Annotated in this window: 29 protein-coding genes; 9 read left to right on the plus strand and 20 right to left on the minus strand. The window is 58.2% G+C overall.

Annotation, left to right across the window (positions count from 1 at the left end):
* Positions 1-8: 8 nt before the first annotated feature.
* Positions 9-566 carry an NAD(P)H-dependent oxidoreductase gene (locus DR88_RS08960; protein ID WP_025861932.1) on the minus strand — a complete coding sequence of 186 codons (558 nt, stop codon included), beginning with the start codon at positions 564-566 and terminating at the stop codon, positions 9-11.
* Positions 567-574: 8 nt separating this feature from the next.
* Entirely contained in the window at positions 575-883 is a 309-nt protein-coding gene (locus DR88_RS08955; RefSeq protein ID WP_004900427.1) for a superoxide dismutase, read from the minus strand.
* A 138-nt stretch (positions 884-1,021) separates the two neighbouring features.
* Here DR88_RS08955 and DR88_RS08950 point away from each other — a divergent pair, with 138 nt between their 5' ends.
* Entirely contained in the window at positions 1,022-1,948 is a 927-nt protein-coding gene (locus tag DR88_RS08950; RefSeq protein WP_002916285.1) for a LysR family transcriptional regulator, read from the plus strand.
* Between the two features lie 3 nt (positions 1,949-1,951).
* Here the strand turns inward: DR88_RS08950 and DR88_RS08945 are convergent, their stop codons facing one another.
* Together DR88_RS08945 and DR88_RS08940 are read right to left on the minus strand one after the other, a co-directional pair.
* A complete protein-coding gene (locus tag DR88_RS08945; RefSeq protein ID WP_002916283.1) occupies positions 1,952-2,524 on the minus strand; it encodes a DUF1349 domain-containing protein in 573 nt (190 codons plus the stop codon).
* Positions 2,525-2,554: 30 nt separating this feature from the next.
* Positions 2,555-2,848: a YciI family protein gene (locus tag DR88_RS08940; RefSeq protein WP_025861933.1), complete on the minus strand. Its 294-nt coding sequence runs from the start codon at positions 2,846-2,848 to the stop codon at positions 2,555-2,557.
* A 218-nt stretch (positions 2,849-3,066) separates the two neighbouring features.
* On the opposite strand from DR88_RS08940, the gene DR88_RS08935 reads away from it, so the two are divergent.
* The 5 genes from DR88_RS08935 (at position 3,067) to DR88_RS08915 (ending at position 7,682) form a co-directional block, all read left to right on the plus strand.
* Entirely contained in the window at positions 3,067-3,396 is a 330-nt protein-coding gene (locus DR88_RS08935; protein WP_002916281.1) for a metalloregulator ArsR/SmtB family transcription factor, read from the plus strand.
* 51 nt (positions 3,397-3,447) lie between these two features.
* Positions 3,448-4,740, plus strand: coding sequence for an arsenic transporter (locus DR88_RS08930; protein ID WP_025861934.1), 1,293 nt, complete (start codon positions 3,448-3,450; stop codon positions 4,738-4,740).
* A gap of 9 nt (positions 4,741-4,749) precedes the next feature.
* On the plus strand, positions 4,750-5,172 hold the full coding sequence (gene arsC / locus DR88_RS08925) for a glutaredoxin-dependent arsenate reductase (protein ID WP_025861935.1): 423 nt from the start codon (positions 4,750-4,752) through the stop codon (positions 5,170-5,172).
* 472 nt (positions 5,173-5,644) lie between these two features.
* Positions 5,645-7,198 (plus strand): peptide MFS transporter, encoded by a 1,554-nt coding sequence (locus DR88_RS08920; protein ID WP_004149688.1) that lies wholly within the window; start codon positions 5,645-5,647, stop codon positions 7,196-7,198.
* A gap of 184 nt (positions 7,199-7,382) precedes the next feature.
* The gene (locus tag DR88_RS08915; RefSeq protein WP_002916274.1) at positions 7,383-7,682 is read left to right on the plus strand and encodes a DUF1889 family protein; all 300 of its coding nucleotides are present in this window, start codon (positions 7,383-7,385) and stop codon (positions 7,680-7,682) included.
* 62 nt (positions 7,683-7,744) lie between these two features.
* On the opposite strand, the gene DR88_RS08910 is transcribed toward DR88_RS08915, so the two are convergent.
* Genes DR88_RS08910 through DR88_RS08895 form a run of 4 tightly spaced genes read right to left on the minus strand, consistent with a single transcriptional unit; the run spans position 7,745 to position 12,444 of the window.
* Complete coding sequence (locus DR88_RS08910; RefSeq protein ID WP_032443954.1) at positions 7,745-9,193, minus strand: MdtP family multidrug efflux transporter outer membrane subunit; 1,449 nt, start codon at positions 9,191-9,193, stop codon at positions 7,745-7,747.
* On the minus strand, positions 9,190-11,127 hold the full coding sequence (gene mdtO / locus DR88_RS08905; RefSeq protein ID WP_004149686.1) for a multidrug efflux transporter permease subunit MdtO: 1,938 nt from the start codon (positions 11,125-11,127) through the stop codon (positions 9,190-9,192). Before mdtO ends, DR88_RS08910 begins: the two co-directional genes overlap by 4 nt.
* A 12-nt stretch (positions 11,128-11,139) precedes the next feature.
* Positions 11,140-12,165, minus strand: coding sequence for a multidrug transporter subunit MdtN (gene mdtN / locus DR88_RS08900; RefSeq protein WP_004174502.1), 1,026 nt, complete (start codon positions 12,163-12,165; stop codon positions 11,140-11,142).
* Between the two features lie 6 nt (positions 12,166-12,171).
* Positions 12,172-12,444, minus strand: a complete 273-nt coding sequence (locus tag DR88_RS08895) for a YtcA family lipoprotein (RefSeq protein ID WP_002916204.1) — start codon at positions 12,442-12,444, stop codon at positions 12,172-12,174.
* Positions 12,445-12,649: 205 nt separating this feature from the next.
* Here DR88_RS08895 and yjdI point away from each other — a divergent pair, with 205 nt between their 5' ends.
* Positions 12,650-12,880: a 4Fe-4S mono-cluster protein YjdI gene (yjdI, locus tag DR88_RS08890; protein WP_002916202.1), complete on the plus strand. Its 231-nt coding sequence runs from the start codon at positions 12,650-12,652 to the stop codon at positions 12,878-12,880.
* Between the two features lie 11 nt (positions 12,881-12,891).
* Positions 12,892-13,164, plus strand: a complete 273-nt coding sequence (locus DR88_RS08885) for a GNAT family N-acetyltransferase (protein ID WP_002916201.1) — start codon at positions 12,892-12,894, stop codon at positions 13,162-13,164.
* Between the two features lie 42 nt (positions 13,165-13,206).
* On the opposite strand, the gene DR88_RS08880 is transcribed toward DR88_RS08885, so the two are convergent.
* The 11 genes from DR88_RS08880 to DR88_RS31685 form a co-directional block, all read right to left on the minus strand.
* A complete protein-coding gene (locus DR88_RS08880) occupies positions 13,207-14,619 on the minus strand; it encodes an EAL domain-containing protein (RefSeq protein ID WP_025861601.1) in 1,413 nt (470 codons plus the stop codon).
* A complete protein-coding gene (locus DR88_RS08875; RefSeq protein ID WP_004151788.1) occupies positions 14,616-15,521 on the minus strand; it encodes a fimbrial protein in 906 nt (301 codons plus the stop codon). Before DR88_RS08875 ends, DR88_RS08880 begins: the two co-directional genes overlap by 4 nt.
* 17 nt (positions 15,522-15,538) lie before the next feature.
* Positions 15,539-16,039, minus strand: a complete 501-nt coding sequence (gene fimG / locus DR88_RS08870) for a type 1 fimbrial minor subunit FimG (protein WP_002916195.1) — start codon at positions 16,037-16,039, stop codon at positions 15,539-15,541.
* A gap of 12 nt (positions 16,040-16,051) precedes the next feature.
* Positions 16,052-16,579, minus strand: coding sequence for a type 1 fimbrial adaptor subunit FimF (gene fimF, locus DR88_RS08865; RefSeq protein WP_009308600.1), 528 nt, complete (start codon positions 16,577-16,579; stop codon positions 16,052-16,054).
* A gap of 10 nt (positions 16,580-16,589) precedes the next feature.
* Positions 16,590-19,202: a fimbrial biogenesis usher protein gene (locus DR88_RS08860; protein ID WP_023287975.1), complete on the minus strand. Its 2,613-nt coding sequence runs from the start codon at positions 19,200-19,202 to the stop codon at positions 16,590-16,592.
* A gap of 81 nt (positions 19,203-19,283) precedes the next feature.
* The gene (locus DR88_RS08855; protein WP_004144024.1) at positions 19,284-19,970 is read right to left on the minus strand and encodes a fimbria/pilus periplasmic chaperone; all 687 of its coding nucleotides are present in this window, start codon (positions 19,968-19,970) and stop codon (positions 19,284-19,286) included.
* 67 nt (positions 19,971-20,037) lie between these two features.
* Positions 20,038-20,574 carry a type 1 fimbrial minor subunit FimI gene (gene fimI / locus DR88_RS08850; protein ID WP_025861604.1) on the minus strand — a complete coding sequence of 179 codons (537 nt, stop codon included), beginning with the start codon at positions 20,572-20,574 and terminating at the stop codon, positions 20,038-20,040.
* Between the two features lie 70 nt (positions 20,575-20,644).
* Complete coding sequence (fimA, locus tag DR88_RS08845) at positions 20,645-21,193, minus strand: type 1 fimbrial major subunit FimA (RefSeq protein ID WP_002916190.1); 549 nt, start codon at positions 21,191-21,193, stop codon at positions 20,645-20,647.
* A gap of 479 nt (positions 21,194-21,672) precedes the next feature.
* Complete coding sequence (fimE, locus tag DR88_RS08840; RefSeq protein WP_004174509.1) at positions 21,673-22,281, minus strand: type 1 fimbria switch DNA invertase FimE; 609 nt, start codon at positions 22,279-22,281, stop codon at positions 21,673-21,675.
* A 464-nt stretch (positions 22,282-22,745) separates the two neighbouring features.
* Complete coding sequence (gene fimB / locus DR88_RS08835; RefSeq protein ID WP_004151951.1) at positions 22,746-23,351, minus strand: type 1 fimbria switch DNA invertase FimB; 606 nt, start codon at positions 23,349-23,351, stop codon at positions 22,746-22,748.
* Positions 23,352-23,501: 150 nt separating this feature from the next.
* Positions 23,502-23,750, minus strand: a complete 249-nt coding sequence (locus DR88_RS31685) for a hypothetical protein (RefSeq protein ID WP_004144011.1) — start codon at positions 23,748-23,750, stop codon at positions 23,502-23,504.
* Positions 23,751-24,568: 818 nt separating this feature from the next.
* On the opposite strand from DR88_RS31685, the gene DR88_RS08830 reads away from it, so the two are divergent.
* Positions 24,569-25,525, plus strand: coding sequence for a nickel/cobalt transporter (locus tag DR88_RS08830; RefSeq protein ID WP_004149662.1), 957 nt, complete (start codon positions 24,569-24,571; stop codon positions 25,523-25,525).
* On the opposite strand, the gene DR88_RS08825 is transcribed toward DR88_RS08830, so the two are convergent.
* Positions 25,522-26,028, minus strand: a complete 507-nt coding sequence (locus DR88_RS08825) for a MarR family winged helix-turn-helix transcriptional regulator (RefSeq protein WP_002916184.1) — start codon at positions 26,026-26,028, stop codon at positions 25,522-25,524. The two genes, DR88_RS08830 and DR88_RS08825, sit on opposite strands and share 4 nt — an antisense overlap.
* Positions 26,029-26,053: the final 25 nt, after the last annotated feature.

Raw genomic sequence — 26,053 nt, forward strand, 5'->3', positions numbered from 1 at the left:
CCTTTGGGTTATTCCACCAGAGTTTTAAGCCGCGCGATCAGTCTGGCCGCGTGTTCCCGGGCAAGCGTTTTTTGCTGAGCGATTTTGTCGGCATCCCGGTCGGCGTAGCTAATACCGCAGGTATAAACCGGCGCCAGCAGCTCAAGATTGCACAGCCTGGCCGTGGTCTCGAAGGGAAGGAGATACTCCTCAATGGCATGGCCAAAGAAACCGTCAGCGGTATAGAGCGCCTGTGGCGCTCCCGTGGTGAAGGAGAGGATCAGCTTTTTACCACCCAGTTTCGCCGTTGAGCCATGGGCGAAGCCGTGGACAAATACCTCGTCCAGCCACTGTTTCATTAACCCGGGCAGCCCATACCAGCTAAAGGGAAACTGCCAGACAATCACATCCGCCTGCAGCAGGCTTTCCTGCTCAGCGGCGATGTTGAATTTGCCGTCCGGATAGAGCCAGTCCAGACGACGGATTTCCGCATCAGGCAGGGCGGCCGCCAGCTCATCGAGGATGGTGGCGTTGGCGATGGAATGGTTAAGATCCGGATGCCCGGAAACGACAAGAATATGAGCCATTCCCAACGTTACTCCTGATGTTTAAATTCAGCAGAGAAGAGATTTTCCCAGCTAATAAACGAGCCGAGTGGAATACACTCGAAGGTTAATAGACCCGCTTTTGCCAGCGGAAATTCGGCCATGACATTATTCGCCTCTTCCACGGTGTCGCACTCGAGGAAAATAGCGACGCCGGGTCGATCCTGACGGAAATAGATGTCGCGAATAAAGCCTGACTTGTACAGTCCCCAGGCGTGCAGGGCTTCTGCGGTAAGGTGCGGCGCATAGTGTTCCAGCGTCGCGCCGGGGGTAGGGATATCCAGACATAAAATTCGCATAGTTGTCTCCGGAAAGTCGTTGTCAGCGGGAAGAGACAAAAGTATACGAGCCGCAGGGGGGGAAGATTAGGCGGTCATTGACTTAAAAATATTTAGCCTGTACTTAATAATCAGGCGAGGGTGTCTTAAGGAGATGCTATGAATAACGCGCTTTATAATCAGATACGCATCTTTCAGAGCATTGCGCGCGAGGGCAATATCTCGGCCGCCGCGCGCAAGCTCGAAATCACGCCGCCGTCGGTCAGCAATGCGCTCAGGCTGCTGGAGGAGCATATTGGCCACCCCCTTTTTGTGCGCACTACCCGGCGTATCGAGCTGACGGAAACCGGGCAACAGCTGCTGGAGCAGACCGCCGCGGCGGTGGAGACACTGGAAAAGTCGCTGGAAATCATCCGCGACCAGAATCAGGAGCCCTCCGGGGCAGTGAGAATAACCCTCTCGCGCTTTGCCTACCTGCTTATTCTCAAACCGGCGATGGCGGCATTTTGTCAGCAATATCCGGGGATCCAGCTGGAAATATCGGTCTATGACGGTACCGTCAATATTATTGAAGAACGTTTCGACCTTGGGATCCGCTTTGGCGATATTCTCGAAGGCGGCGTGGTCGCCCGCCCGTTAATGAAGCCGTTTCGTGAAGGGCTATACGCCTCCTCTGCCTATCTTGCCGAATATGGCGTGCCCGCGATGCCTGCCGATCTCCATCATCACCGGCTGATTGGCTATCGCTTTATTACCAACAACCGCATCCTGCCGCTGATCCTCAATGACCACGGCGAGCAGCTCACCGTCGAGATGCCCGGACAGTTAATCAGCAATGATATTGACGTCATGGCCGACGGTATTCGCCACGGACTGGGGATTGGCCGTTTATTTGAACCAATCCTGCAATTACAGCCCGATCGTGAGCAGTTTATTCCCGTGATGGAGGACTACTGGAAAACCTATCCGCCGGTTTATCTCTATTACCCAAAAAACGCGGGCAGAACGAAAAGGGTGAAAGCCCTGATTGATTTCCTGATAATGCATGCCGCGGATGATGCAGAGAAAGTCGGGTCTTCCCGCTAGCGTTCAGCTCAGATCGTGCAGCGCTTTGTCCAGCGGCGGGGAAAGCTGAATATCCTGAAACGCAACCGCCAGTCCGCCACGCTCCGGTGAGCAGCACATGACGCCCGCTTTCACCGGGCCTGGCGGAAAGTAGCCGAGCCGCAGCAGCGGCCAGCGCTCGCCGTCGGTTGAATACTGCAGCCTTAACGCGTCGCCCTTGCGGGTCAGCCGCAGCCAGAAGGTGCGCGGGTCGCCGGGGAAAAGCCCGGTGGCCCAGTCGGAGTGGGTTAGCGTCAGTACGCTGCCGATGGCCGGGGCATCGTCATTGAATTCAATTCCCGCCTTCAGCCAGGTCTGCTCGTCGGCCATCATCATCAGCCCGGCCTGGTCGTAAAGCGTGGTGAAATCCGCACAGATTTTTGCCTGCAGGGTAAAATCGCCCGCCACTTCTGCGGCATAGAGATGGCCAGAGAAGCGCTCGAAGCCATACCAGGTATGGCGCCAGAAGTCGGTATGCTTATTAGTGACCACCGTCAGGCCGTCGGAATCGCGGCGCCACTCGGCAGGTTCATTGATCCAGTGAAAGTACGGCTGCATTTTTCCTCCGGGATATGCTTTCAGACAGGGTTATAACAGCGACTGCAGCGCGGGTGACGCCATGCTGGCCTCAAAGGGAATAATCTCTGTACGGGCGAGACCCAGCTGCTGGAAGGGATCCTGGCTCAGACGCGCTTGCAGAGTTTCCCGGCTATCGCATTTTGCCAGAATGACGCCGCCGGTGCGGGGAATACGGCGGCCGGAGGCGAGAAAGAGGCCGTCGGCATAGCCTTTTTTGAGCCATTCGATGTGGGTGGGGATCGCACGGTCAACCTCTTCGAGCGGTTTTATATACGTTAAAACAACCACATAAATCGTACTCATCCTGAAAGCCCTGGCAATCCAATGGGATCTCCAGCCTGACATATTCCGATGATGGATAAAAGAAAACGCGGCATTTTTCCGTGCTATTTAGCAGGGATGGCGGGGCGCAACATCCCGGATGCTCATCGCAGACGTGAATTAATATATATGTTTTTTCGAATGTATATTGATCTTTCTTTGTGGCCCCGTATGCTGTCCGTCACGCTTGAGGAGAAATCATGTCTTTATTGCCCCTGCAACTGTTCAAAAACCTCGCCGATGAAACTCGGCTGGGGATCGTATTGCTGCTCAAGGCGCGTGGAGAGCTGTGCGTGTGCGATCTCTGTACGGCGCTCGCCCAGTCCCAGCCCAAGATCTCCCGCCATCTGGCGATGCTCCGTGAGAGCGGATTGCTGCTGGATCGTAAACAGGGTAAGTGGGTCCATTACCGCCTCTCTCCGCAGATGCCGGCCTGGGCGGCGCAGGTGATTGAACAGGCCTGGCTCAGTCAGCAGGAGGATGTGCGGCTGATGATCAGCAGACTGGCTGGCGGGCCGGGTTGCCGGTAAAAAATTTATCTTAACATATATGATTTTTCGAATGTGATTGGCGGAGGAACGATGTTGCTGGCAGGTACGATTTTTATCCTGACCCTGGTGCTGGTGATCTGGCAGCCGCGGGGGTTAGGGATCGGCTGGAGCGCGACATTTGGCGCGGCGCTGGCGCTGGCCACCGGTGGCGTACAGGTAGCCGATATCCCGGTGGTATGGCATATCGTCTGGAATGCGACCGCCACCTTTATCGCCGTTATCATTATCAGCCTGCTGCTTGATGAGTCTGGCTTTTTCGAATGGGCCGCGCTGCACGTTTCCCGCTGGGGAAGAGGCCGGGGTCGTCTGCTGTTTACCTGGATTATCCTGCTCGGCGCAGCTGTGGCGGCGCTGTTTGCCAACGATGGGGCGGCGCTGATCCTCACGCCAATCGTGATTGCCATGCTGCGAGCGCTGGGGTTCAGCAAGGGAACGATGCTGGCCTTTGTCATGGCCGCCGGATTTATTGCCGATACCGCCAGCCTGCCGCTGGTGGTGTCGAATCTGGTGAATATCGTTTCGGCAGATTTCTTTGCCATCGGCTTCAGGGAGTACGCTTCGGTGATGGTGCCGGTCGATCTCGCGGCGATCCTTACCACCCTGGCGATGCTGCACCTGTTCTTTCGCAAGGATATCCCGCCGGCCTGGGATATGGCGTTACTAAAAGCGCCGGCCACGGCGATAAAAGATCCAGCGACGTTCCGCACCGGCTGGGGCGTGCTGCTGCTGTTGCTGGCTGGCTTTTTCGTCCTTGAACCGCTGGGGATCCCGGTCAGCGCCATCGCGGCGCTCGGCGCCGGGATCCTGTTTGCTGTCGCTAAGCGCGGGCGGGTGATTAACACCGGCAAGGTGCTGCGCGGCGCCCCGTGGCAGATAGTGATCTTCTCGCTGGGAATGTATCTGGTGGTGTATGGTCTGCGAAACGCCGGGTTAACGGATTATCTGACCACGGTGCTGAACATGCTGGCGGAGCGCGGGCTCTGGGCCGCGACGCTGGGCACCGGTATCCTGTCGGCCTTCCTCTCTTCAATAATGAATAATATGCCCAGCGTACTGGTCGGCGCCCTGTCGATTGATGGCAGCGCGGCAACAGGGACGATCAAAGAGGCCATGATTTATGCCAACGTCATCGGCTGCGATCTGGGGCCCAAGATCACGCCAATTGGTAGCCTGGCCACGCTGCTCTGGCTGCATGTGCTGGCGCAGAAGCACATCACCATCGGTTGGGGGTATTATTTCCGCTGCGGCATCACCATGACCCTGCCGGTGCTGCTTGTGACGCTGGCCGCGCTGGCGCTGCGTCTCTCCTTCAACCAGCCATGAGAACGTACTATGAGCATCACCATTTACCATAACCCTGACTGCGGCACCTCGCGTAATACGCTGGCGCTGATCCGTAACAGCGGCGCCGAGCCCACCATTATCTATTATCTGGAGACGCCGCCGTCGGGTGATGAGCTGCGCCAGCTGCTCGCCGCGATGGGGATCCCGGTGCGCGCGCTGCTGCGGCAAAACGTCGAACCCTACGACGTGCTGGGCCTGGCGGAAGACCGGTTTACTGACGACCAGATAATCGAGTTTATGCTTCAGCATCCGATCCTGATTAACCGTCCGATCGTAACGACGCCGCAGGGCACCCGACTCTGCCGCCCGTCAGAGGTGGTGCTGGAGATCCTGACGGCGCCGCAAAAAGGCGCATTCGTGAAGGAGGACGGTGAGCCAGTCATTGATGCCGCAGGGCAGCGTGTGAAATAGCGCGCAGAATGGCGCCGGCTGTAGCAGCCGGCATGCCGTGTTAAACCTGCTGTATGGTAGGCTCTCCAGGTATGTAGCGCCTGGATTGCTGACAATATTCTCGCTTAGCGCTATTTCTCCACTATCTAGTCTGTTTCCCTTACTTTTCCTGCCGTTATACACCGCCTCTGCGCCGGTGGTTTATGTCTCTCGATAAATTATTAACTTTTTGTTTTTAATAGGTAAAATTTCTTTTTGTGCGTAATGATATAAAGTCAACGTCGTTTGCATTATTGCGAACATTAAATCTGTAAAACTAGATGTTTGTCGACTTTTCATCTAAAAAGGGAAGGTAAGGGGCTGGACAAAACCATTGCGTGGTTATCAAATGGTTAAAAATGCTCGTGTTTGATGTTAATACAAACAAATTATAAATCGTCAGCCTGCTTTATACGGTTAACTTGCGCTGCGGCGCACCTTACCTGGAGAATTTATGCATTCCTCTGTTAATAAAAACGAAAGCCGTACCTTTTTCGGCCATCCTTATCCGCTGGGCTCCCTGTTCTTCACTGAAATGTGGGAGCGCTTCTCGTTTTACGGCATCCGTCCTTTACTGATCCTGTTTATGGCGGCGACAGTGTACGACGGCGGCATGGGCCTGGCGCGAGAGAACGCCTCGGCGATCGTTGGGATTTTTGCCGGCAGTATGTATCTGGCCGCGCTGCCTGGCGGCTGGCTGGCGGATAACTGGCTTGGCCAACAACGCGCCGTCTGGTACGGCTCTATCCTGATCGCCCTGGGGCACCTGTCGATCGCTCTGTCAGCATGGCTGGGCAACGATCTGTTCTTTATCGGTCTGATGTTTATCGTCCTGGGTTCCGGGTTGTTTAAAACCTGTATCTCGGTGATGGTCGGCACCCTGTATAAAAAGGGCGACGCGCGCCGCGACGGTGGTTTTTCGCTGTTTTACATGGGGATCAACATCGGCTCGTTTATCGCGCCATTGATCTCTGGCTGGCTTATCAAATCGCATGGCTGGCACTGGGGCTTCGGCATCGGGGGGATCGGGATGCTGGTGGCGCTGATCATTTTCCGTGTCTTTGCCGTACCGTCGATGAAGCGCTATGACGCGGAGGTTGGCCTCGATTCCACCTGGAACAGCCCGGTGGCGAAAAAGAATGGCGTTGGAGCGTGGCTGCTGGCGCTGGCGCTGGGAGTGGCGGTGCTGGTCACGCTTATCAGCCTGGGCACGATCGTGATTAACCCGGTGGCGGTGGCCAGCGTGCTGGTCTATGTAATTGCCGCCTCCGTGGCGCTCTATTTCATCTGGCTGTTCGTCTTCGCCGGACTCAACCGTAAAGAGCGGGCGCGCCTGCTGGTATGCTTTATTTTGCTGGTCTCGGCGGCCTTTTTCTGGTCCGCTTTTGAACAGAAACCGACCTCCTTCAACCTGTTTGCTAACGACTATACCAACCGGATGATCGGCGATTTTGAGATCCCCGCGGTCTGGTTCCAGTCGATTAACGCCTTGTTTATCATTCTCCTCGCGCCGGTATTCAGCTGGGCGTGGCCTGCGCTGGCGCGTAAAAATGTTCGTCCGGGCAGTATGACCAAATTCGTGATTGGCATCCTGTGCGCAGCGGCGGGCTTTGGCCTGATGATGCTGGCGGCGCAGAACGTCCTGAGCAACGGCGGGGCCGGTGTGTCACCGCTGTGGCTGGTGGGCAGCATCCTGATGCTGACGCTCGGTGAGCTGTGCCTGAGCCCGATTGGGCTGGCGACCATGACTCTGCTGGCACCGGAGAGAATGCGCGGCCAGATGATGGGGCTGTGGTTCTGCGCCAGCGCGCTGGGTAACCTGGCGGCGGGCCTGATTGGCGGTCATGTGAAGGCCGATCAGCTGTCGCTGCTGCCGGACCTCTTCGCCCGCTGCTCCATTGCGCTACTGATCTGCGCCGCCGTGCTGGCCGTGCTGATTGTCCCGGTCCGCCGGATGCTGGAGAACAGTCAGTCCAGCGCCGCGCAAAAATCCGTCAGCAACGCCTGACGCAAGCCTCAGGCCGGCCCGGTGGGGCCGGCTTGTTTTTTGTCCAATCCCCGCCCCAGCAGAACCAAATCCCCTTTTCTCAATGCGCGATGTCCCATAACGTGAGCGTGTTCTTTGAAATCACGTCACTTTCCGGTCCATAGTGTAGTCAGGTTTACTATGTGGTTAATATAAGGACACACCTATGCCAGCAGTCATTGATAAAGCATTGGATTTCATCGGTGGTATGAATACGTCTGAGCCAGTACCACAGTCTATGGATGAAAGTACCGCGAAGGGAATTCTCAAATATTTAAAAGAACTGGGCGTACCTGCCACCCCAGCCGACGTCGCTGCGCGTGGCCAACAGCAGGGCTGGAGCGCCGGGTTTACCGACAAAGTGGCGGAGTGGGCTGAACGGGTCGCCGCCGGCGAACGGCTGGTGATTAAGCATCCGGAATTCTTTTCCACCTATATGCGGGAAGAGCTGCGCGCCCTGGTGTAATCGCCGCGCATCCACCCCGCCTCTTCAGCTTAATGCCTTCCCCTATTGGGAAGGCATTTTTGTTATTGCCCTCGATAGCCGCCGCCCAGGGCTTTGATCAGGGTAATGTCGGTGCTTAGCCGCTGGGCCTCAATGTCCAGCAGCAACAGCTGCTGGGCGAGGACCGCCCGGCGGGCTTCTTCGGCGGCGTAGCGGCTGAGGAGGCCGTGCTGATAATGGGCGCGAGCGCTATCGGTGGTGGTCTGCGCCGCGGTGACTTTTAGCTGCTGCAGCGCGCGCTGCTGATTCAGGTCGTTAAGCTGGCTGGAGCTGATGGCGACATCGCGAACCGCATCCAGCACCGCCTGGTTGTACTGTTTGATCAGGATGTTGCTGGCGGTGCGTACCGACTGCAGATTAGCGTTCAGACGGCCGCCGTCGAAGATCGGCAGATACAGCCCGGGCAGCAGGTTGATCTGCTGGAAAGAGGACTTAAACAGATCCCCGACGCTCAGGGCGTTATAGCCCCAGAACGCTTTGATATCAAAATGGGGGTAGAAGGCCGCTTTCGCCGCATCGACCTGGCTCAGGGAGGCGGTGACGTAGCCGCGCAGCGCCTGCAGGTCCGGACGGCGGGCCAGCAGCTCGAAAGAGAGCGACGGCGGCAGCGTCTCCTGGAGCGCCGGCAGCGCCACCGGATGGATGGCCGGCATGCTCTGCGCATCGGCGCCGATCAGCGCCCGCAGGGTTTCACGATACTGGGTCAGCATCCCCTCGGCGCGAATGATCTGCTGGCGAGCGGCGAGCTGTTCGGCCTGGGCGTTGGCCACATCCACACTGTCTTCCAGGCCGCGCCGGGTCCGGTGCTCGTGGGCTTCCACCGAGAATCGGGCAATGCCCTCCAGCTCCTGCAGCAGCGCGATTTTCTGGAACGTCGCCTGCATGGCGAAATAGAGCTGCGCCACGCTGCTGGCGATGTCGAGCTCAATGCCGGCGGTCTCCGCCAGCCGGGCGTTTTTCTCGCCAATAGCGGCGGCGACCCGGGCGCGATCGGCCCCCCAGAGATCGATATTCAGCTGCGCCCCGACGCCAACGGTATTCAGCGTATACCAGGGGCCGTTTTTATCCACCGGCAGGGAGTATGAGTAGGGCCAGCTAAAGGATTTGTCGGTGATCCGCAGGCGGTTTTGCGCCGCGACGGCGGTGGCCTGCAGGCCCATTGCCGACCGGGCGAGTTCCACCGTGGACTGCGACTGGGAGATGCGCAGCCGGGCGGCCTGCATGGTCGGCGAGTTCTGCAGCGCCCGGTTGATCAGCATATTGAGCTGAGGATCATCATAGGCCTCCCACCAGCGGGCGGCCGGCCAGTCGCTGTTCGCCAGGTGGATCACCTGCGCCAGCTGGGCCTGCTGCGGATTGACGATGGCGACCTGGGCAGGCTCATCCTGGATCAGCGCGCAGCCGCTGAGCAGCGTCAGCGTCAGGGTAAAAAGAGTGCCGCGCAGGCGCGCGGAGAAAGGAAGGATCATCATGACGTTTTAGCCTGTTGCTCAGTCGCTATCGGTGTCGGCCCCCAGTCGGGCAGGGCGGCCAGCGCGGCGGCCAGCGCCGGGCCAAAGGGGTTAGTCAGGTCGGCGGTCAGCTGTTCGCCAGGCGCCGTCGCCTCCTGTTCGATACGTTCAGCGTAGCGCCGCAGCTGTCCGGCGCAGCGGGCCAGGGTCGGATCTCCCGGCGCGGCGTTGAGTCGGTAGCCTTCGCTGAGACGGGCGATCTCCTCGGCCTGGGCGAGGGTGGCGCGCATCGGCCAGCCTTTCGCCTGGGGCCAGGGGTGAGCATACGTGCCCAGCGGTTCGGCGCGAACCCGGTGGATCAGCGCTTCGCTGTCGGTGAAGGCGACAAGCAGGGGAGCCAGCGGAACCGCCTCCTTCGGGGCGGCGAGGCAGTACGCCAGCCGGCGATAAAGTGCCGCAAGGCGGGTTTTCAGCTGCGGCGCTTCGCTGTCCGGCCAGAGATACAAATGAACAATGGAGGAGACCAGCACCCCGAGCAGGATGCCCAGCACCCGATCCCGCAGCTCGGTGAGGTTCGTCAGCGGAGCAAACCAGCTGAGAAAGGCCAGCGCAAAGGTGAAACCAATCTGGATCCCGGCGTAGGCGATACGCTCCGAGCCGGCGGCAATCCACGCCGCCAGCGCCAGCACCGGCAGGGACATCGCCAGCAGGCCCGTCAGCGAATCGGTCCAGGGCTGGACAAAGACGATTAACAGCAGCGCCAGCAGGGAGGCGAGCAGCGCCCCGCCGATGCGCAGCCATGTCTTTTGCATCGTGGCGCCCAGCCCGGGCTGGGCGACGATCACGCAGCTCAGCATAATGGTATGTAGACCCTGCCAGTCGGCAGCGGTATAGAAGACATAGCAGATTAGGGTCGCCAGCAGGGTCTTGAGCGCAAAATGGAGATATGCCGGGTTGCGCCAGGCGTCCGGCGCCAGCAGGGGCGCCTTCTCCACCTCACCCTGCGGCAGGGCAACCGGCTCACCCTGCGCCAGCCGCTGCAGAGTGGTAGCCATCTCCTGCAGAACAGCGCGATTGACGCCGCGACCGCTGAGCGTCAGGGGAGGAATAGCGCCGTCAAACGGCCCCTCGCTAAGGGCGTTCTTCAGCTGAAGTACCGCCTGCGACAGCTGCTGGCGATCGTCACTATCCGCCTCGTCTGCTTGCAGCAGGGCCGCCAGCTGGTAGCAGCGCAAAGTGGCGGCCAGCCGCGAGCGCCAGGCCTGGGGATCGGCGGCGATCTCCGGTGTCGCCCGGCTGGCCTGGGCGAATAGCGACTGCAGCTGATTGAACTGCGCGGCGGTCTCGCCGAAGGTCGGTGGCGCTTCAGCGTCCGGGGCCGCCAGCCGCCGGGCGACCTCGTGCAGCATCCCGGCCAGACGCGCCTTAAACTGGTTGCCGGGAAAGGCCTGCTGAAAGCAGGCGTTGACCAGCAGGGTGACGAGGATCGCGGTGTTAATCGCCACCCACAGCCAAAGCAGCAGCCGCACCAGGATCTCGCTCTGGCTGGTCATCGACGGGAAGGTCTGAGCGTAAATCACCGCCAGCGCCACCACGAAAAAGGCCAGTCCCAGCTTGCCCAGCACCCGCATCAGATAGAGGGCGCAGAAAAAGAGCGCCACGGAGGCCGCCAGGCGGATCAGCGGGTAGTCATAGGTCCACTTGATGATCAGCAGCACGCCGCCGAGCGCCACGGTGACGGTGACAAAAAAGACCACGCTGACCAGCTTAATCATCAACACGTTAGGCTGGCTGACGTAGAACACGACGATCAGCGCAACGGCCAGGAAAGGGATCTGCAGGGTCATAAACAGGGTGATGAGCACCGCGCAGCTTAGCGTCAGGCGCAGCGTGTAGCTGGCGCGTCCCGGCGCGTCGCGCAGTTCCTGGCGTAAAAAATGGGCGAGAGGAAACATAGCGTCGCCCGGCTACGGCTGCAGCACGGCGCTGGCCGAGGCGCCCATGCGGAACAGTTCCGGGTCGGGATCGCTGACGGCGATTTTCACCGGGAAGCGCTGCGAGACGTGGACCCAGTTAATGCTTTTCTGGATCAGCGGCAGCCCTTCGATGACGCTCCCACCTTCGGGCAGGACCCCGGAGCCGACCGAATCCACCACCCCGTTAAAGGTCCGGTTGTGGTTGGTCATCACGGTGATCCGCGCCGCCACGCCGGGGCGCACGTTGTTCAGGTCGGTTTCGCGGAAGTTCGCGATCACATACCAGCGGTCGTCATCCAGCAGGGTGAAGACCGGCTTCAGCGCCGAGGCGTACTGGCCGACGGTGGTTTTCAGCGCCACCACCACGCCGTTGAACGGCGCGCGCACTTCGGTAAATTCCAGATGCAGTTCAGCGAGGGCGATTTGCGCCAGGACCCCGGCGCGTTGCGCCACCATGGCATCCACGCCGGTCACGGCCGCCGAGGCCTGTTTGGCCTGCAGCAGCGTGGCCTCCAGCTCCGCCCGCGCCGCTTTCTCAGCGGTGCGCGCCTGATCGAGATCTTCCTGGGAAGCGAACCCCTGCGGCACCAGCGGCTCAAGGCGGATACGCGTGGAGGTGGTCTGCTTAACCAGCGCTCTGGCGCGCTCGACGGCGGCCGCCACCGACTGGGCGTTATACTCCTGCGCTTTGATGGTGCGCTGGGTCAGCATGATCTGCGCGTCGAGGGTTGTCAGCCGGGCTTTCGCGTCATCGAGCATTGCCTGATAGGGGCGGGGGTCGATGCGGAACAACAGATCGCCTTTTTTCACCCGCTGGTTATCGCGAATGGGCATCTCCACGATGCGTCCGCTGACCTCGGGCACTACATCGATGGTATCAGCATAGACATAGGCGTCATTGGTCTCCGGCGAGGTTTGCAACTGCCAGATAACGAGGATCAGCGCCAGGATGGCGGCAAGGACCAGCGCCAGCAGAGGCCACTTTTTGCGTAACAGGGAAGTGCGGGAAGTTGTCATAAGCGATCAGTGAACAAAAAACAGAAACCACAGCAACGTGGCGAACAGGAACATCAGCGCGACGTAGCTGAAGACCAGGGGAGAAAAGCGCGGCTGCCAGCCTTTACGGGTAATCAGGATATGGCAGGGGATCAGTAAAAACGCACCGCCCAGTAAGCAGAAAAACCAGCCGGGAAAAGCAGCGCCCAATACCGGGATCTCTGGCGAAAGTGAGCAGCCGGAAAGCGGCAAGACGAGCAGTAACCGCGCCGGGCGGGCGATGGTGGCAATATGATTCAATGGAACATCCCTGAGTGATCATACCAGTGTGTCATGAGTGTAATCGCCTCGTTGCGGGAATGAAAGTCAACCGATCGTTGACTGCGGGATCCTTGCGCGATGGGAGAGCATGATGTGAGGCGTCAATTCCCGCGCTTGCGCATAGTCAGCCGCCACGGCGAGGGCTATGCTTAGCCTGAAAGATAAAAACGACCGAGGCAATGTCATGGATAAGGAATTACTGGAAGCCGGCTACCGGGCCTACACCGGGGAGAAAATCGACGTCTACTTTAATACGGCGATCTGTCAGCATTCCGGGAACTGCGTGCGCGGCAGCGCGAAGCTCTTCAACCTGAAGCGTAAGCCGTGGATTATCCCGGATGAAGTGGATGTCGCGACGGTGGTAAACGTGATTGATACCTGCCCGAGCGGCGCTCTGCAATATCGTCATAAATAAGCGAGGAGAAGATGGAAATACTGGAAGGGCATAACAAATTTTATGTTAACGACGCGCAGGGAAACCAGGTGGCGGAGATTGTTTTTGTTCCCACCGGCGAACACCTCAGCATTATCGAACATACCGATGTTGATCCCAGCCTGAAAGGCCAGGGCGTGGGGAAACAGCTGGTGGCGAAGGTAGTGGAAAAAATGCGCCAGGAGCAGCGGAAGATTATCCCTCTCTGCCCGTTTGCCAAACATGAATTCGATAACACCCGCGAATACGACGATATTCGCGCATGACGTACCGGCACCGGTGCTAACCGGTGCGCTTTTCTCGCACCCTCAACGTTTCGCCGGATCGCGCTGGTGGGAAAAGCGGCGGATCAGATCCGGGAGATGTTCGCGCCGCATCGGTGGTGAAAACAGATAGCCCTGGAAGCGATCAATCCCCAGCGATTTTAACTGCGTAAATTTCGCCAGTGAATCCACCCCTTCCGCCACACAGCGACTGTCGCTTAACTGGCAGTAGTAGGCCAGGCTTTTTATTAGCGCAAGCGCCTTTGGATCGTGCTGGGCGTCGTTGACGATGCTCATATCCAGTTTATACGCATTGAAGTGCAGTCGACGCGCCGGAAAGATAACGCTCCCCTGAGAAAAGCAGTCGTCCAGCATCACGCGCACGCCAGCACGTTGCAGCTGCGCCACGTGGGCGGCGGAGCGGCTCTGATGGCGAAAATCGATAGTTTCAGCATATTCCAGCACCAGCCTTGCCACGCCCTCTGGCTGCCGAAGCTGCTGGCGAGCGGCTTCCACCATCCGCAGCAGGCTGTCACTGTCGGCGAGCGAGGAGGGTATGTTGACCGAAAAATAGAAGGCGCCTGGATACTCATTAATATTCTGCACGGCCTCCTGCAGAACAAAGGCCGTAAGCAGCAGCCAGGTGTAGTCGGCGCGGAAGTGCGGCAGAAAGGTCTGGGGGTGAAGTACCTGGCCGCGGTGGCGCCAGCGGATCAGGATCTCCACCCCCTGTAGCTGTGAGCGACTATCGACGATAGGTTGAAAAACCGGGAAGACCTGGCGATCGTGAATCGCTTGTACCCATTCCTGTTCAAACGCCGTCAGTGCGTTTGCGGGTGAGCGCGGCAGCAGCGTGCGCGGAAAGCGGGGGGCCAGATGCGGATGACATTCCACCAGCTTTTTCACCCCAGCCAGCCGCTGGGTGTAGAGCGTTTTCTGGCTCAATCCGAGACGTTGGGCCTGCTCGCCTATCGTCTGCCCTTGCAGCAGGGCGAGGATCACCTTGAGCTCGGCGTGGGTCAACCCGACGACCCGTTTTCCGTGGATCAGCGCGGCTTCGCTGGCAAGCCGCTCAAGCCGCGGCGCATTCTCCAGCCGATGGGCCAGCTCCGCGCAGGACAGATCGGCGGGGGCAGTATGGACGTTGCGCAGACGATCCGGATGACTCACCTGATAGAGCAGCGTTTGCCACAGCCAGATGGCCGGGCTGCGGCTCAGAATCAACATCGGTAACGGCGGCAAGGCCTCGTCGAGTAGCCTTGCCGCCTGGCGCAGCGTGGTGAGCATCCACAGGGGATCGTCAGGGAGATACACCACGATCCGCTTCACGGCGGCCAGCTCGCGCAGGGACACGCCCTCGACCGGCAGCTCAACGGGCCGCTTCGCGGCGTTCAGCATCAGCTGGCTCAACCCGCGGGCGGCCAGCGAGCAGGGCGAGAGGATATAATCGGTCATCATTGATAGACAAAGGTGATGCCGATGATCGACTGCACGTTGCCGGCGGTAACCTGGCCTGTGGTCCGGGCATAGGTGGCCGTCAGGCCGAGGTTGACCGGCGAGGTGCCGACGGTGCCCAGCGAGACCGTGCTGTTCGCCGGGACGGCGCTGCCGTTGCGCGTCAGCTGAACGCCTATCCCCTGCGCCGGCGAGGCGGAGGCGGTATTGGTGAAGATCGCGTTGGCGCTGTCCGCGGTGGTGCCGGAGAGGTAATACCCCAGCTGCTGGCTCTGCGCGCAGTGGACGGTGAGCGGCACGGCCATCGATCCCGGGTAGTCGGGGAGGGTGACGGTGACATCGCGGGCGGAGACGTCGCAGCCGCCGGTGGGGACCACCACGTCGTTGTTGGCGTAGATGTTCCAGATGAACTGGAAGGAGTCGCTATTGTAGTTGTTGGTCTGATGCAGGATCAGCACCGCGATTAACGATCCTGCGGTGATGGCCACTCCACCGGCAGTGCTCACCGGCGTCAGATACAGGACGGCCGGCCAGGGTTTATCGGTCCGTGAATCATAAATCACCCGCGCGGTTTCCGTGGTGGTCGGGAACGGGTAAGAGGTGCCGTTATATTTCACGGTGCCTGAAAAACTCGACAGCACACCGCCATAGGCGGATCCGCGCTGCAGGGTCACGTAGTCGGTGATCGTTTCCGGATAGTCGTTATGGCAAAAAATCTGCGTGGAGAGGTCGACCACCAGGTTTTGCCCGACGTTCACCGCCGGGGTCAGGTTAACGTAGACGTTGGCTGACCCGCCGCCGATGGGAATCGTCGCCCCGGTGGCCGTTTTGCAGGCAAAGGACCAGGCGTTCATCGACCAGCCCAGCAGCAGCAGGGTGGTGAACAGGGGGATTATTTTTTTCATCATGATGCTCTCCTGGCTCAGGCGTAGGTATAGGTGACGTTAATCACCGCCTGAATGGTGCCTTGCGTGGCGCCGCCGTTGACGGACAGCGCCCTGACCTGCAGCGGGAAGCGAGCGGACTGGCTGGCCTCATCCACCTGTACCGACTGGCTGCTGCCATTGTTCAGCGTGGTGCCGTCCTCGTTCTGCAGTTCGAGCTGAATATTGCCCGCCGTTCCCTGGTTTTTGTAATAGCCGGTGCTGTCCGCCGTTCCGCTGAAGGTGGCTTTCACCCGTGAAGTACCCACGGGGCAGTTGCTCAGATCCAGCGCCACGCTGTGCCAGGCCGATGCCGAGCCCGCACCGATCAGGCTAAAGGTATAGAGATCGCCCAGCTCGACGGTGGCATTGACGGTGGAAACCGTGCAGGGTCTGGCCACCACCTTGCCGTTGACGGTGAGAGTGACGTCGGCCGCCCGCAGGGAAGCGCTCGCGGTTAACAGGCCGGCCAGCAGCCAGCCCACATGAGTCCATTTCATTTCAGCCTCCGCTTACTGAAATTCCAGGGTGAATGTCGCTGTCGCATTGACATGCCCGGCGGTGACGGGCACCTGAGTGGCCATCAGCCGGGCGTAAAAGTTGAGAATATTGGTCTGGCCCGGGGTCAGCGTGGTCCAGGTCATGGTGGATGACGGCGCATTGACCGGCAGCCGGGACTGCTGCTGATCGAGAATTTCCACCCCCATTCCTGCCGCCGCCGAGGCCCCGGCATCGAGTTTTAACAGGCTGGTGTTGATGCTGTCCGCCACGCCGGTGAAACCGACCTTCACCGCGGTGACGGAAGTGCCGCAGGGCGACAGCACGATGCGGAACGGCACCGGCGGCGTCGTGGCCCCAACGGCATAAAACTGCTTCGCGGCGTTATCCTGTAAATCGACAGTAAAATCCTTCGATTCGCCGGCTACCGCGCAGGCGTTATCGCGGACATAGCCGCTGATGGTGATCGTGCTATCGGCGGCAAGCGCAGCCGGTGCGCCCAGGGTGAACAGGGTGCCCAGCAGATACTGCAGTGTTCTCATCATGATCTCCTTAGCGGCACGCGACCGAAAGCTGACTGAGCGCCTGCTGCTGGCTCTCCGGCGGCAGACGGTAATCGGCCACGCACTGAGCGTCCGGGCCATCGCCCCATTTCACCCGCACTTTGCCCGCCAGCGGCATCCCGCTCAGGTAGACCTGGCCGTTGTCCGCGACGATGCTGCCGCTCTGGTTGCTGTCGCCGGTGGCGAGGGCGCCAAACGGCACCGGTTTGCCGCGATGGGTCAGCGTCATCAGGATCTTCATCCCCACCTGGGCGTTAAAGTTGGCGCGGACAATCGCCCCATGGGTGGGCACCACGCTGACCACCGCATCGTCAAGGTCGACATTGTCCGCCAGGGTGTTGGTATCCAGCGCGATCCGGTTTTCGCGATACTCAGTGGCATAAGGCAGGACGGCATACCCGCGCCAGTCGGTGCGTACCCCGGTCTGGTTTTCCACTTTCACGCCGCCGGCGCCGGGGGCTTTCACCAGCACCACGGTATCGTTTAACGGTTGGCTCAGGGTGATGCCGTTGGCGTGCGCCAGCACGCCGCCGCTGACCCCGTAGTAGAGCTGTTTAAAGCCATCGCTGCGGCTGTAGCCGACGTTGGCGTTGCCGTAGCCGCCGCGGTAGTTGAGGGTGGTGTAGCCTGTGCTCCCGTTGTCGCCGTTGCCGCCGCCGGCATAGCCGGTCTGCACGCTATAGCTGAGGTTGTTGTCTTCCAGCAGGGTGCCGTACAGGCCCGCCAGATTGGTCATGCGGCCATTGAGATCGTGCGACAGGCTGTAGCTGGCGCTGGCGTGCCGCCAGACCGAGCGGCTGTCGGAACGCAGCCAGTGGCTGAAGGGGATATTGATATTGATCGCCAGCATTTGATCGCGCCCCTGCTGCCAGGCGTTTTTTGTCAGGCTGTAGCTTAGCGACCAGTTGATATCGTCCACGGCGGCGTTGAGGCCGGCCTGCAGCTGCTCATCGGCATCGTCGGTGCCCCAGTAGGTCTGGTGGCTACCGCTGAGATAGAGGGTGGCGGTGCGCCCCAACTGCTGAGTCACGCTCAGCTGCACCTTGCCGCGCTTGCTGTAAGCCAGATTGTAGTAGTCGGTAAATTTCGGTTTTACCTGGATAACGCCGTCCTGGGTTTCCACACTGTAGCCGCTCATCCGGCGGTAAGTGGTATCGGCAAAGTTATAATAGCCGCGGGTAGAGTAGCGGTAGCCCACCAGCTGCAGGTTGGTGCCGGTCTCATCCAGGGATTTGTTATAGAGAAAACGCACCGACTGCCCCTGATGTTCGCTGTCGTCAGCCAGGGTGGCGTTGGCCTGAGTGATATCCAGCGACAGGGCGCCGAAATAGCCCATGTTTTTCCCCACCCCAAGGTTAAAGGCGCGATAGCGGTCTGCCAGCTGGGTGCCGCCGTAGAGCGTCCAGCCTGCCGGCAGGCCATGCATGGCCGTGCCCTGGAAAAAATCGGGCGTTTCCTGCTGACTGTTGCCGCTGCGGTACTCCCCGGCGGTGAGGGCGAAGCGGGTATGGCCTTCACGCTGGAGAACCGGCACCGTTGACCAGGGCACGCTGAAGACCTGGCGGGAGCCATCCGCTTCTTTGATCGTGACCTGCAGATCGCCGCCATTGCCCGCGGCGTAGAGATCGTCGATGGTAAATGGTCCCGGCGGCACTGTGCTCTGGTAGATTTCGTAGCCGTTTTGCCTGATTGACACCTGCGCCGTGCCGCGGGCGATCCCGTGGATCACCGGCGCAAAGCCTTTCTGGCTGTCCGGTAGCATATTGTCGTCGGAGGCCAGCTGGGCGCCGCGGAAGTTGATCCCGTCGAAGACATCGCCGTTGGTGTAGCTGTCCCCTAGGGTGAGTCGCGAACGCAGAGGCGTGATGTCCCGCTCAAGCCAGCTGTTAACGTGCTGCCAGCGATTCTCGTTGGATGAGGTGCTACCGCCGCTGCTGTAGCTCCAGGTGCTGTTATCGCGCAGACGCCAGGCGCCAATGTTCAGGCCGCTCTGTAGATTCAGATAGGCGTAACGGCTGCTGCCACCTGTGGTGTTATGGGCGTTATTGCCCGTGAAGTTATAGTTAATCAGCCCGGCGGTGATACCGTTATCCCACAGCTCCGGCGGAATATAGCCGCGCGCATGGTTACCCATAAATGCCTGGGGGACAGTGAGGTACAGGCGCTGCTGTCCGACGTCGAAGCGCGTGGTAGCTTCGCTGATAAGCGTGGTCAGCGGCACGCAGGCCGTGCTGTCCAGCGTCGCCATGCCCGGCACCCGACCGGTATCCACACCCATGCTCGCCAGCTGGCCGCGCGTCAGGCAGGGTGACAGACCGTGACCCTGGGCATCGGCCTGGAAAGTGACGTCCCGGGTGGTCATAAAACCATTGTTGAGATAAATATCGACGCGATAGGTGCCTGGCGGAACCTCCTGGCCTTTTTCAAATCCCGACAGGTCAGCCACCGCCGCCGGATCGTCAGCTAAAAAGCGGGGGTTAAAATAGAGGTCCGCCCGCGCGGCAAACGGCTGTGAGCAGAGCCACAGCGCCAGCGCCGGAGATACCAGGCGCCGGGCAGTTCGGCAACCTAAATGATCCAGTCCATATTTCCGATGTGACATTATCCCTCCGGTCCGACGTTGCCCGGCTGTCATTGCTTCTGGTCATGCGCAGCGTGTCCCGCGCGGCGGGGCGCTTCTGGGTTAGCGCAGCACGCCATTCATTTTTGGCGTCAGCGCGCCGTAATCATTAATCGTGCGATAGGTGATGGTGTTCCCGGCATCCGCGGGTAGCTTGACGCTGGTTTTGCCCATCGGCGGTACGAGGGCGTTCTCCAGAATGCGTGTCCCGGCGTTCAGTTCGGTCACCGTCAGGTAATAGGGGGTGGGGTTCGTCAGCGTCAGCGACGATCCGCTACGGCTAAAGGTCAGCTTTTCCGCCGCTTGATCCGGAGGCAGGGCCAGTTTTCCCGGACGGTAGTAGAGCTTGATGCGGCTGATAATCGCCAGCTGCAGGGTATTGTCGCTGAGCTTTGATTTATCCATCGAAGGGATCGCCTTCACGTTCATCCAGAACAGACTTTCCCGATCCTGCGGCAGCTGGTTATTGGTGGCGTCGATAATGCGCAGGGTGTTCTCTTTTTTACCCTGCATGGCAAACAGCGGAGGAGTGATGACAAACCGGCCGTCTCGCTGACCATCGGCATTTTCCACCCATGACTGAATAAGCCAGGTACTGTTGTCATCATTATTGGTCACCGCGAGCTGGACCTGCTTCTGTCCCGCCGGGTAGATAACCCGGGTCGCGCCAAGCGCAACGCCCGCCTGCGCGCTGGCGCTAAAGATACTGGCGGCGAAAAGCACACATCCTGCCAGTAAGCCATGCGCCATCGTTGCCGTTTTTCTCACATTATCTCCTTGTCTGCTCACCGTGTTGTCCTGTTTGTCTGCGGATTAATTACTGATAGGTCAATGAGAACCAGGCCTGGGCATTGGCTGCACCGCCGGTGACCTGGCGTCCGGTCGCCCGATATTTGGCGACGAAATTTAGCGTCGTCGGTCCGCGGTAGAGTGATATCCAGCGATCCGCTGGACGATTGAGCGGGAGCTGCTGGCCCTGGCTGTCGAATAGCGTAATACCGATCCCACTGGCGATCCCCGGACCTTCACCCACCGACAGCACGTCGGGGTTTTTTCCATCAGCCACGCCGTGAAAGGTCACACCCACATGCTGGCTGACCGCCGTACTGCAATCCTGTAAATGAATCGCGAAAGGGATTGGGTTGCTGTCTTCGCCGACAGCATGAAATCGATTACTGCTGATCTGCCCCAGATTGACCGTCATCTGCCGATCGCCGGCTTCGACGCGGCAGGAGCTCGCCATTATCAGGCCCTGAAAACGCATGCTGCCCCCCGGCAGCGTGACGTTCCAATGATTACCGGCCAGCGCCAGCGGAGGCAGTAGCAGCAGCAGACCAGATTTCATTCCCTGCATCGTTTCACTCCGGTTGAAAATAGAGAGCGGGCCCTCCTGGCCCGAATAGCTTCCCTGCCTGACTCGGGTCTTACTCGTACTGCACTTTGAACGTGGCATCCGCGTTCGCTATACCAGCCGTCGCTGCGCCGGTCGCGTAGTAACGTGCCTGGAACGGGATGATGTTGGGGCCGTCATTCAGCGTGGTCGCAGCACTGAAGGTGGCGCCGTCCAGTGCCAGTGGCGTACCGGTATTGTCGAGGATCTGCACGCCGACGTTGGTTGCGCTGCCAGCGGCAGAGTTTTGCAGGGCCAGAACGGTGGTATTGCTGCTGTCGATGGCCGTACCGGCGAAGGCGACGGACGCTTTGGTGGCTACCGTAGTGTCGCAATCATCCAGCTGGATGTTGAAACCGACGGCCGAACTGGTGCTCCCCGCCGTGGCCAGTTTCGCGGAACGCACCTGGCCTAACTGAACGGTTTGATCGATAGAGCCGGCATCCACCGCACAGGCCGCATTAACGACTTCTCCTTTAAAATGCACGGTCCCGCCGTTGACCGTGGTGGTATCGGCCAGAGCTGCCGTGGAGCTCAGTGACAGTGCTGACACAACAATCATTGCCAGTGTTTTGATTTTCATACTGTTTTCCTTTGAACGATGTCGAAATAACGAACCGGATTGGCAGCCGTTGTGCCTTCCAGGCATTTCAGATTTCAGCCGAGTGGTCCGGCTGCCGGCTCTGCACAGTTTTCGCCCAACCGATGAGACAATTGGGGCCATTTTGACTCGTTGGGATAAATGATCTGTATTTTGTGTCAACCTGGTATTCTGTGGTTTTAAATTCTGCCAAATTTGGCTTTTATGGTAATATAATCTGGTGTGGTGGAAGGGAGTGCGAAAGGAATAGCGATGGCGCTGGCGACGGATCGCCGGTGCAGCAGAGATATGGTTAGAGAAAAGTGAGTAATTTCAGGTTTAAAAATAGATAATAATCAATGAGATATTATTTTTTTTGCGGAAATATGGCGCAGTGAGTTGCAAAATATGTCAAAACATTTTTATGATATAAACAGTTTGGCCCCAATTGACCTGTTCGTTATTTTTTTAATTCTTTAAAATCAATCTGTTAATTCATTTTTCTTCTTCTGGTCTTTTTCCTCTAAAAGATTATTTCTTTCCCAGATGCCAGCGAAACGTGCCGCATTACTGGCGGTGTAACGTACTGTGTGACGAATATTGCGATGTCCTAGATAATCCTGTATCAAACGCGTATCTGTCCCTCTTTCCGCCAGTTCATAGCCGCAGGCGTGACGCAGCATATGGGGGTGAGTGTGCGTGACGGTACCCGCATTTTCCCCGGCGGAGCGAATAATACGATACGCCTGCTGGCGGGAGAGCGCGGTGCCGCGGCGGGAGATAAACAGTGCGTCCGTTTTGTCCGCCGCTTTCCAGCCGGCACGGACCAGGCTCCAGCGCTCAATCGCCTCGCGCTCATCAAAACGCAGTGGATGAATCGTCGAAAAACCATTCTTTAATCGCCGCACATTAACCCGCCCTTCATGGAGATCCAGATCGTGATAATGCAGATCCAGCAGTTCGCTAATGCGCATGCCATGGCGAAAGGCCAGCAGAATGAGGCAGTAGTCCCGTTCGCCGGTAGGGCCCTGACGAGCAGCCTGCATCATGGCCTGAACTTCTTTGGCGGTTAGAAAACGACGTCGGTTCACAATAGTTGCTCCTGAAAATAGGTATGAATGACCGTCACAGCGAAACCATACGCCATGACGAAATAGGTTCTGTAATGCTAAAACGGTACAGGGTGAAGATGATTAATCACGAATTGATAACATATTACATTGCCAGACACTAAAAATATCGTCGGGTGATAATTCTTAATTTTAAAGATTTTAATCATCGGCTCAATAGTATCTGTGCGGGTTGCCGCCAGGTATATAAAATGAAAGGATATTTTTCACTACCAGCCGTTATTAAAAACACAGCCGCGGAAATTTTTCCCACCAATAAATACCCAGTCTAATTCCTGAGTAAACGCAGGGTTATATTAACTCTCAGTAATAAGGATTAAATAAGAACTTGTGGGAACAGTAATCCTAATTAACGCAGGGTTAATAATCATGAATATTTTAATTTGTCGACCGCTCGCGATACAACGCCATCCATGGCGTCAAGGCTATTGGATCAGCGACGATCGCTGTTTGTCACGGGGATTGTCCCAGATGCCATAGAAGCGTCCCGCATTGCTGGCGGTATACCAGACGGTGTGGCGGATATTGCGATGCCCGAGATAATCCTGTATCAAGCGGGTATCGATCCCCATATTCGCCAACGCAAAGCCACAGGAGTGCCGCAGCATGTGCGGGTGGATCTCCAGTGGCAGCCCCGCCAGTCCCCCTGAGGACGCGATAATCTGATAAAACTGTTGGCGGGAAAGGGGATTACCTTTGCGGGAGAGAAACAGCCATTCGCTGGCGGCCTGCGGCCAGCTGCTGCGAATGGCCAGCCAGCGCTTTAGGGCGTAGATCTCTTTATCCAGCAACGGGTGGGTAGTCGAAAACCCTTTTTTAAGCCGATGGATGTAAACACATCGGGCAGCAAGGTCGATATCCGATATTCGTAGACGACAGATCTCGCTGGCGCGCAGACCATGGATGAAGCACAGTAACGTCAGGCAATAATTACGTGCAGCATAAGGACCGGTATCGGCCGCTTTAAGTAAAGACTCAATTTCATTCTGAGTCAGGAAGTTCCTTTTTTTTATGTCGGCGTTATTCGTCATGGTTTTCCCTTTTATTGCAGGCATATTTTTGGTTTTCCGAGCCTGCGTCAGGTCATTGTTAAATTTGACTGCCTTTTTATTTTGAAACAGCGTGGTGATAACGTTTTAATTTGCTACGAGCGCGAGCGGTATCATGGGCTAGCTCCATTGCTAACGATAAGAGGCCGCGATCTGAAGGGTAAAGAAAGGGTGAGCTGGCTGAACTGATGAATCTTTCCTGGGGGTTTCCACGTCCTGTACATCCCTGATCCTCTTGATGATACCCGCATGATGATGAAGGCTTGGGCTTCCGGCCACGGCAAGGCGGCTATCAATGCCGTCATGATTGATTGCCTGTCTACTGGGCAATGTCACCCCAGTAAACCAGCCTCCCTCGCCGACAACCTTCGGGAATGGCATGAGAAATTTCTCAGACAAAATACAACCTTAAGTCGTCTGGATAGCATTCACTGCAAAACTACAACAGTGATTAAACCATACTGCAAAAAGCCTGGTGATAATAGCATTGTCTGTAATAGAGCACATTACGCCGTATTTCAACGGGTAAGCTTAATCTGGTACATGCGGTTGAATGAGATGAAAACTCGTCACGGTCAACGTATACAGGAAGATATCAATGGGAGGTAGTAGAGGACAGGTAAGTATTGCGACACGGTCTGGCGGCGGGTTGGAATACTCGCTTCGGCGCGGGAAGGACTCACATCCAGGATACGCCGAATCCTGCCGGTTCACCACTTTTCGTCACGTGCCTCCTGGCGCTTGTCGCTGCGCCAGGTGGCCTGTACGGAAAGCGATGGCAGCAGTAACCAGGGTAAGTAAGCCTCTTTTCATGGAAGTGATCCTGCTGAAGAGTACAATAAATAGCAGTTAAAGAATATTCTTGCCGGAAGCGCAGCATAATAACTGACAAAAAATGCTCGCCAAGAAATAAGTTATTTATTTTTATCTGTGATTTTTTGAGTAATTATTCCTGTTAAAAGGTATTGGTAACCAATAACGCATAAAAAGATATAGCTGTGGTATGCTCAAGATATTGAGGCATTCTGCGCTAATACGGTGTCGGGAAGATAGCGATCGGTAGATAATGCGGAGCCTGGTGACTACGAACAATCCCGTGAACAGCTTCGACAAATTCCTCACCCTTCAGCGCTGACACCTTCGCTCGCCTGTCGTAAAGTTGCTGTCAGGCGGTTTACGTTTACTACAATGGTATAACGATGACGACTCCGATTGCGCTCCGCGACTGGCGCCTGCTGGCGGCCGGGTGCGGCGGCCTTCTACTGCTGGCCACCGCTATCACCTTGCACAGCCACTGGGGTGACTTTCTCCAGTGGTGTCTCGCCACCCAAATTACCCTGCATCGCTATCTGGTGATGTACCTTCTGTTGCTGAATAACCATCAGTACAGCGGCGGTATCTGGCTGCTGGTGGGGGCCTTTCTCTATGGCGTGCTGCACGCCGTCGGACCGGGACACGGTAAATTTATCGTGACGACCTACCTGAGCACCAATAAGGAGAGCCTGACGGCGGCGCGGGTGGTGCCCTTTCTCGGCAGCCTGTTGCAGGGCGTCACTGCGATACTCTTTGTCTTTATTCTTGCGGTGGGGCTGAATCTGGCCGCTGGCGATCTTAGCGCCAGCCGCTGGTACGTCGAGAAGATCAGCGCCCTGACCATCGGCGTCTTTGGGGCTTATGTTATCTTTCGCGCTCTGCAAAGCCTGTGGCCGACAAAACAGGTGATTCGCCGTCTGACGCCAGCGCATCAGCATGACGCCTCGTGCGGCTGCGGCCATCACGGCGTGGGGCAGGATCTGCAGGGCGCTGACTGGAAGACGCGCCTTGGCGTGGTGCTGGCTATCGGCGTTCGGCCCTGTAGCGGGGCGATCATGATTTTATTATTCGCCAATGCGTTGGGGATTGTTAGCTGGGGCATCGCCGCGGTGATGAGCATGGCGCTGGGCACCGCGCTCTCGATCCTCGGTCTGTCGCTACTGGTTCACTATGCGCGCCATCGGACGGTCAAACGATTGGCCACGAATCACCGCCCGCGGCCCTGGCTGGTACCGTTGGTGAAGATCCTCGGCGGTCTGGCGCTGATCCTCTTTGCCGTGGGATTGTTTTTCAGCGTGGTGCCGATCAGCGCCAACGGCGACTTTATCGCCGCTGGCTGTTAGCCCGTTTCCAGCAGTCGCATCAACACCCGCAGCGCCTGATCCAACTGCTGGCGTTCACCGTCACTGAGTCCTGCCAGCAGTTGCCGTTCGTTGTCGACGTGGGTTTCTACTGCGGCATCGATCCGTTCGCGTCCGGCGGAAGTCAGGGCGACCAGCATACTGCGGGCATCCTCCGGATTGGGCAGGCGGGTAATAAACCCGCGTTTCTCCAGCGCCTTCAGACGATGGGTCATGGTACCGGAGGTAATCATCAGCGTGGAGAAGAGCTGGGTGGGCGAAAGTACGAAAGGCGCCCCGGCGCGCCGCAGCGTCGCCAGCATGTCAAACTCCCAGCGCACCAGATCGTGGCGCGTAAAGGCCACTTCCACCTGCGGCTCCAGCAGCATAGCGCATCGTTTCAGGCGACCTATCGGCCCCATGGGGCTGCAGTCGAGATCTGGCCGCTCCCGCTGCCACTGGGCGAGGATGCGATCCACGGCGTCGATCGGCGGTGATTTGTCCATTAGTGCTCACTTGTCTTGATATCAA

It is taken from the genome of Klebsiella pneumoniae (genome assembly GCF_000742135.1).
GTDB lineage: Bacteria > Pseudomonadota > Gammaproteobacteria > Enterobacterales > Enterobacteriaceae > Klebsiella > Klebsiella pneumoniae.

What these genes read in the sequence shown, in the direction of transcription:
- fimI (WP_025861604.1), bottom strand. Translation starts at nt 20,574, where the DNA reads ATGCAGGGAATGAAATCTGGTCTGCTGCTGCTACTGCCTCCGCTGGCG.
- mdtO (WP_004149686.1), bottom strand. Translation starts at nt 11,127, where the DNA reads ATGTTTCCTCTCGCCCATTTTTTACGCCAGGAACTGCGCGACGCGCCG.
- DR88_RS08955 (WP_004900427.1), bottom strand. Translation starts at nt 883, where the DNA reads ATGCGAATTTTATGTCTGGATATCCCTACCCCCGGCGCGACGCTGGAA.
- yjdI (WP_002916202.1), top strand. Translation starts at nt 12,650, where the DNA reads ATGGATAAGGAATTACTGGAAGCCGGCTACCGGGCCTACACCGGGGAG.
- DR88_RS08920 (WP_004149688.1), top strand. Translation starts at nt 5,645, where the DNA reads ATGCATTCCTCTGTTAATAAAAACGAAAGCCGTACCTTTTTCGGCCAT.
- DR88_RS08915 (WP_002916274.1), top strand. Translation starts at nt 7,383, where the DNA reads ATGCCAGCAGTCATTGATAAAGCATTGGATTTCATCGGTGGTATGAAT.
- DR88_RS08885 (WP_002916201.1), top strand. Translation starts at nt 12,892, where the DNA reads ATGGAAATACTGGAAGGGCATAACAAATTTTATGTTAACGACGCGCAG.
- DR88_RS08855 (WP_004144024.1), bottom strand. Translation starts at nt 19,970, where the DNA reads ATGGCGCATGGCTTACTGGCAGGATGTGTGCTTTTCGCCGCCAGTATC.
- DR88_RS08935 (WP_002916281.1), top strand. Translation starts at nt 3,067, where the DNA reads ATGTCTTTATTGCCCCTGCAACTGTTCAAAAACCTCGCCGATGAAACT.
- DR88_RS08875 (WP_004151788.1), bottom strand. Translation starts at nt 15,521, where the DNA reads ATGAAAAAAATAATCCCCCTGTTCACCACCCTGCTGCTGCTGGGCTGG.
- DR88_RS08940 (WP_025861933.1), bottom strand. Translation starts at nt 2,848, where the DNA reads ATGAGTACGATTTATGTGGTTGTTTTAACGTATATAAAACCGCTCGAA.
- DR88_RS08880 (WP_025861601.1), bottom strand. Translation starts at nt 14,619, where the DNA reads ATGATGACCGATTATATCCTCTCGCCCTGCTCGCTGGCCGCCCGCGGG.
- fimA (WP_002916190.1), bottom strand. Translation starts at nt 21,193, where the DNA reads ATGAAAATCAAAACACTGGCAATGATTGTTGTGTCAGCACTGTCACTG.
- arsC (WP_025861935.1), top strand. Translation starts at nt 4,750, where the DNA reads ATGAGCATCACCATTTACCATAACCCTGACTGCGGCACCTCGCGTAAT.
- DR88_RS08910 (WP_032443954.1), bottom strand. Translation starts at nt 9,193, where the DNA reads ATGATGATCCTTCCTTTCTCCGCGCGCCTGCGCGGCACTCTTTTTACC.
- fimF (WP_009308600.1), bottom strand. Translation starts at nt 16,579, where the DNA reads ATGAGAACACTGCAGTATCTGCTGGGCACCCTGTTCACCCTGGGCGCA.
- fimG (WP_002916195.1), bottom strand. Translation starts at nt 16,039, where the DNA reads ATGAAATGGACTCATGTGGGCTGGCTGCTGGCCGGCCTGTTAACCGCG.
- DR88_RS08950 (WP_002916285.1), top strand. Translation starts at nt 1,022, where the DNA reads ATGAATAACGCGCTTTATAATCAGATACGCATCTTTCAGAGCATTGCG.
- DR88_RS08960 (WP_025861932.1), bottom strand. Translation starts at nt 566, where the DNA reads ATGGCTCATATTCTTGTCGTTTCCGGGCATCCGGATCTTAACCATTCC.
- fimB (WP_004151951.1), bottom strand. Translation starts at nt 23,351, where the DNA reads ATGACGAATAACGCCGACATAAAAAAAAGGAACTTCCTGACTCAGAAT.
- DR88_RS08945 (WP_002916283.1), bottom strand. Translation starts at nt 2,524, where the DNA reads ATGCAGCCGTACTTTCACTGGATCAATGAACCTGCCGAGTGGCGCCGC.
- DR88_RS08825 (WP_002916184.1), bottom strand. Translation starts at nt 26,028, where the DNA reads ATGGACAAATCACCGCCGATCGACGCCGTGGATCGCATCCTCGCCCAG.
- DR88_RS08830 (WP_004149662.1), top strand. Translation starts at nt 24,569, where the DNA reads ATGACGACTCCGATTGCGCTCCGCGACTGGCGCCTGCTGGCGGCCGGG.
- DR88_RS08930 (WP_025861934.1), top strand. Translation starts at nt 3,448, where the DNA reads ATGTTGCTGGCAGGTACGATTTTTATCCTGACCCTGGTGCTGGTGATC.
- DR88_RS31685 (WP_004144011.1), bottom strand. Translation starts at nt 23,750, where the DNA reads ATGCCATTCCCGAAGGTTGTCGGCGAGGGAGGCTGGTTTACTGGGGTG.
- mdtN (WP_004174502.1), bottom strand. Translation starts at nt 12,165, where the DNA reads ATGACAACTTCCCGCACTTCCCTGTTACGCAAAAAGTGGCCTCTGCTG.
- DR88_RS08860 (WP_023287975.1), bottom strand. Translation starts at nt 19,202, where the DNA reads ATGTCACATCGGAAATATGGACTGGATCATTTAGGTTGCCGAACTGCC.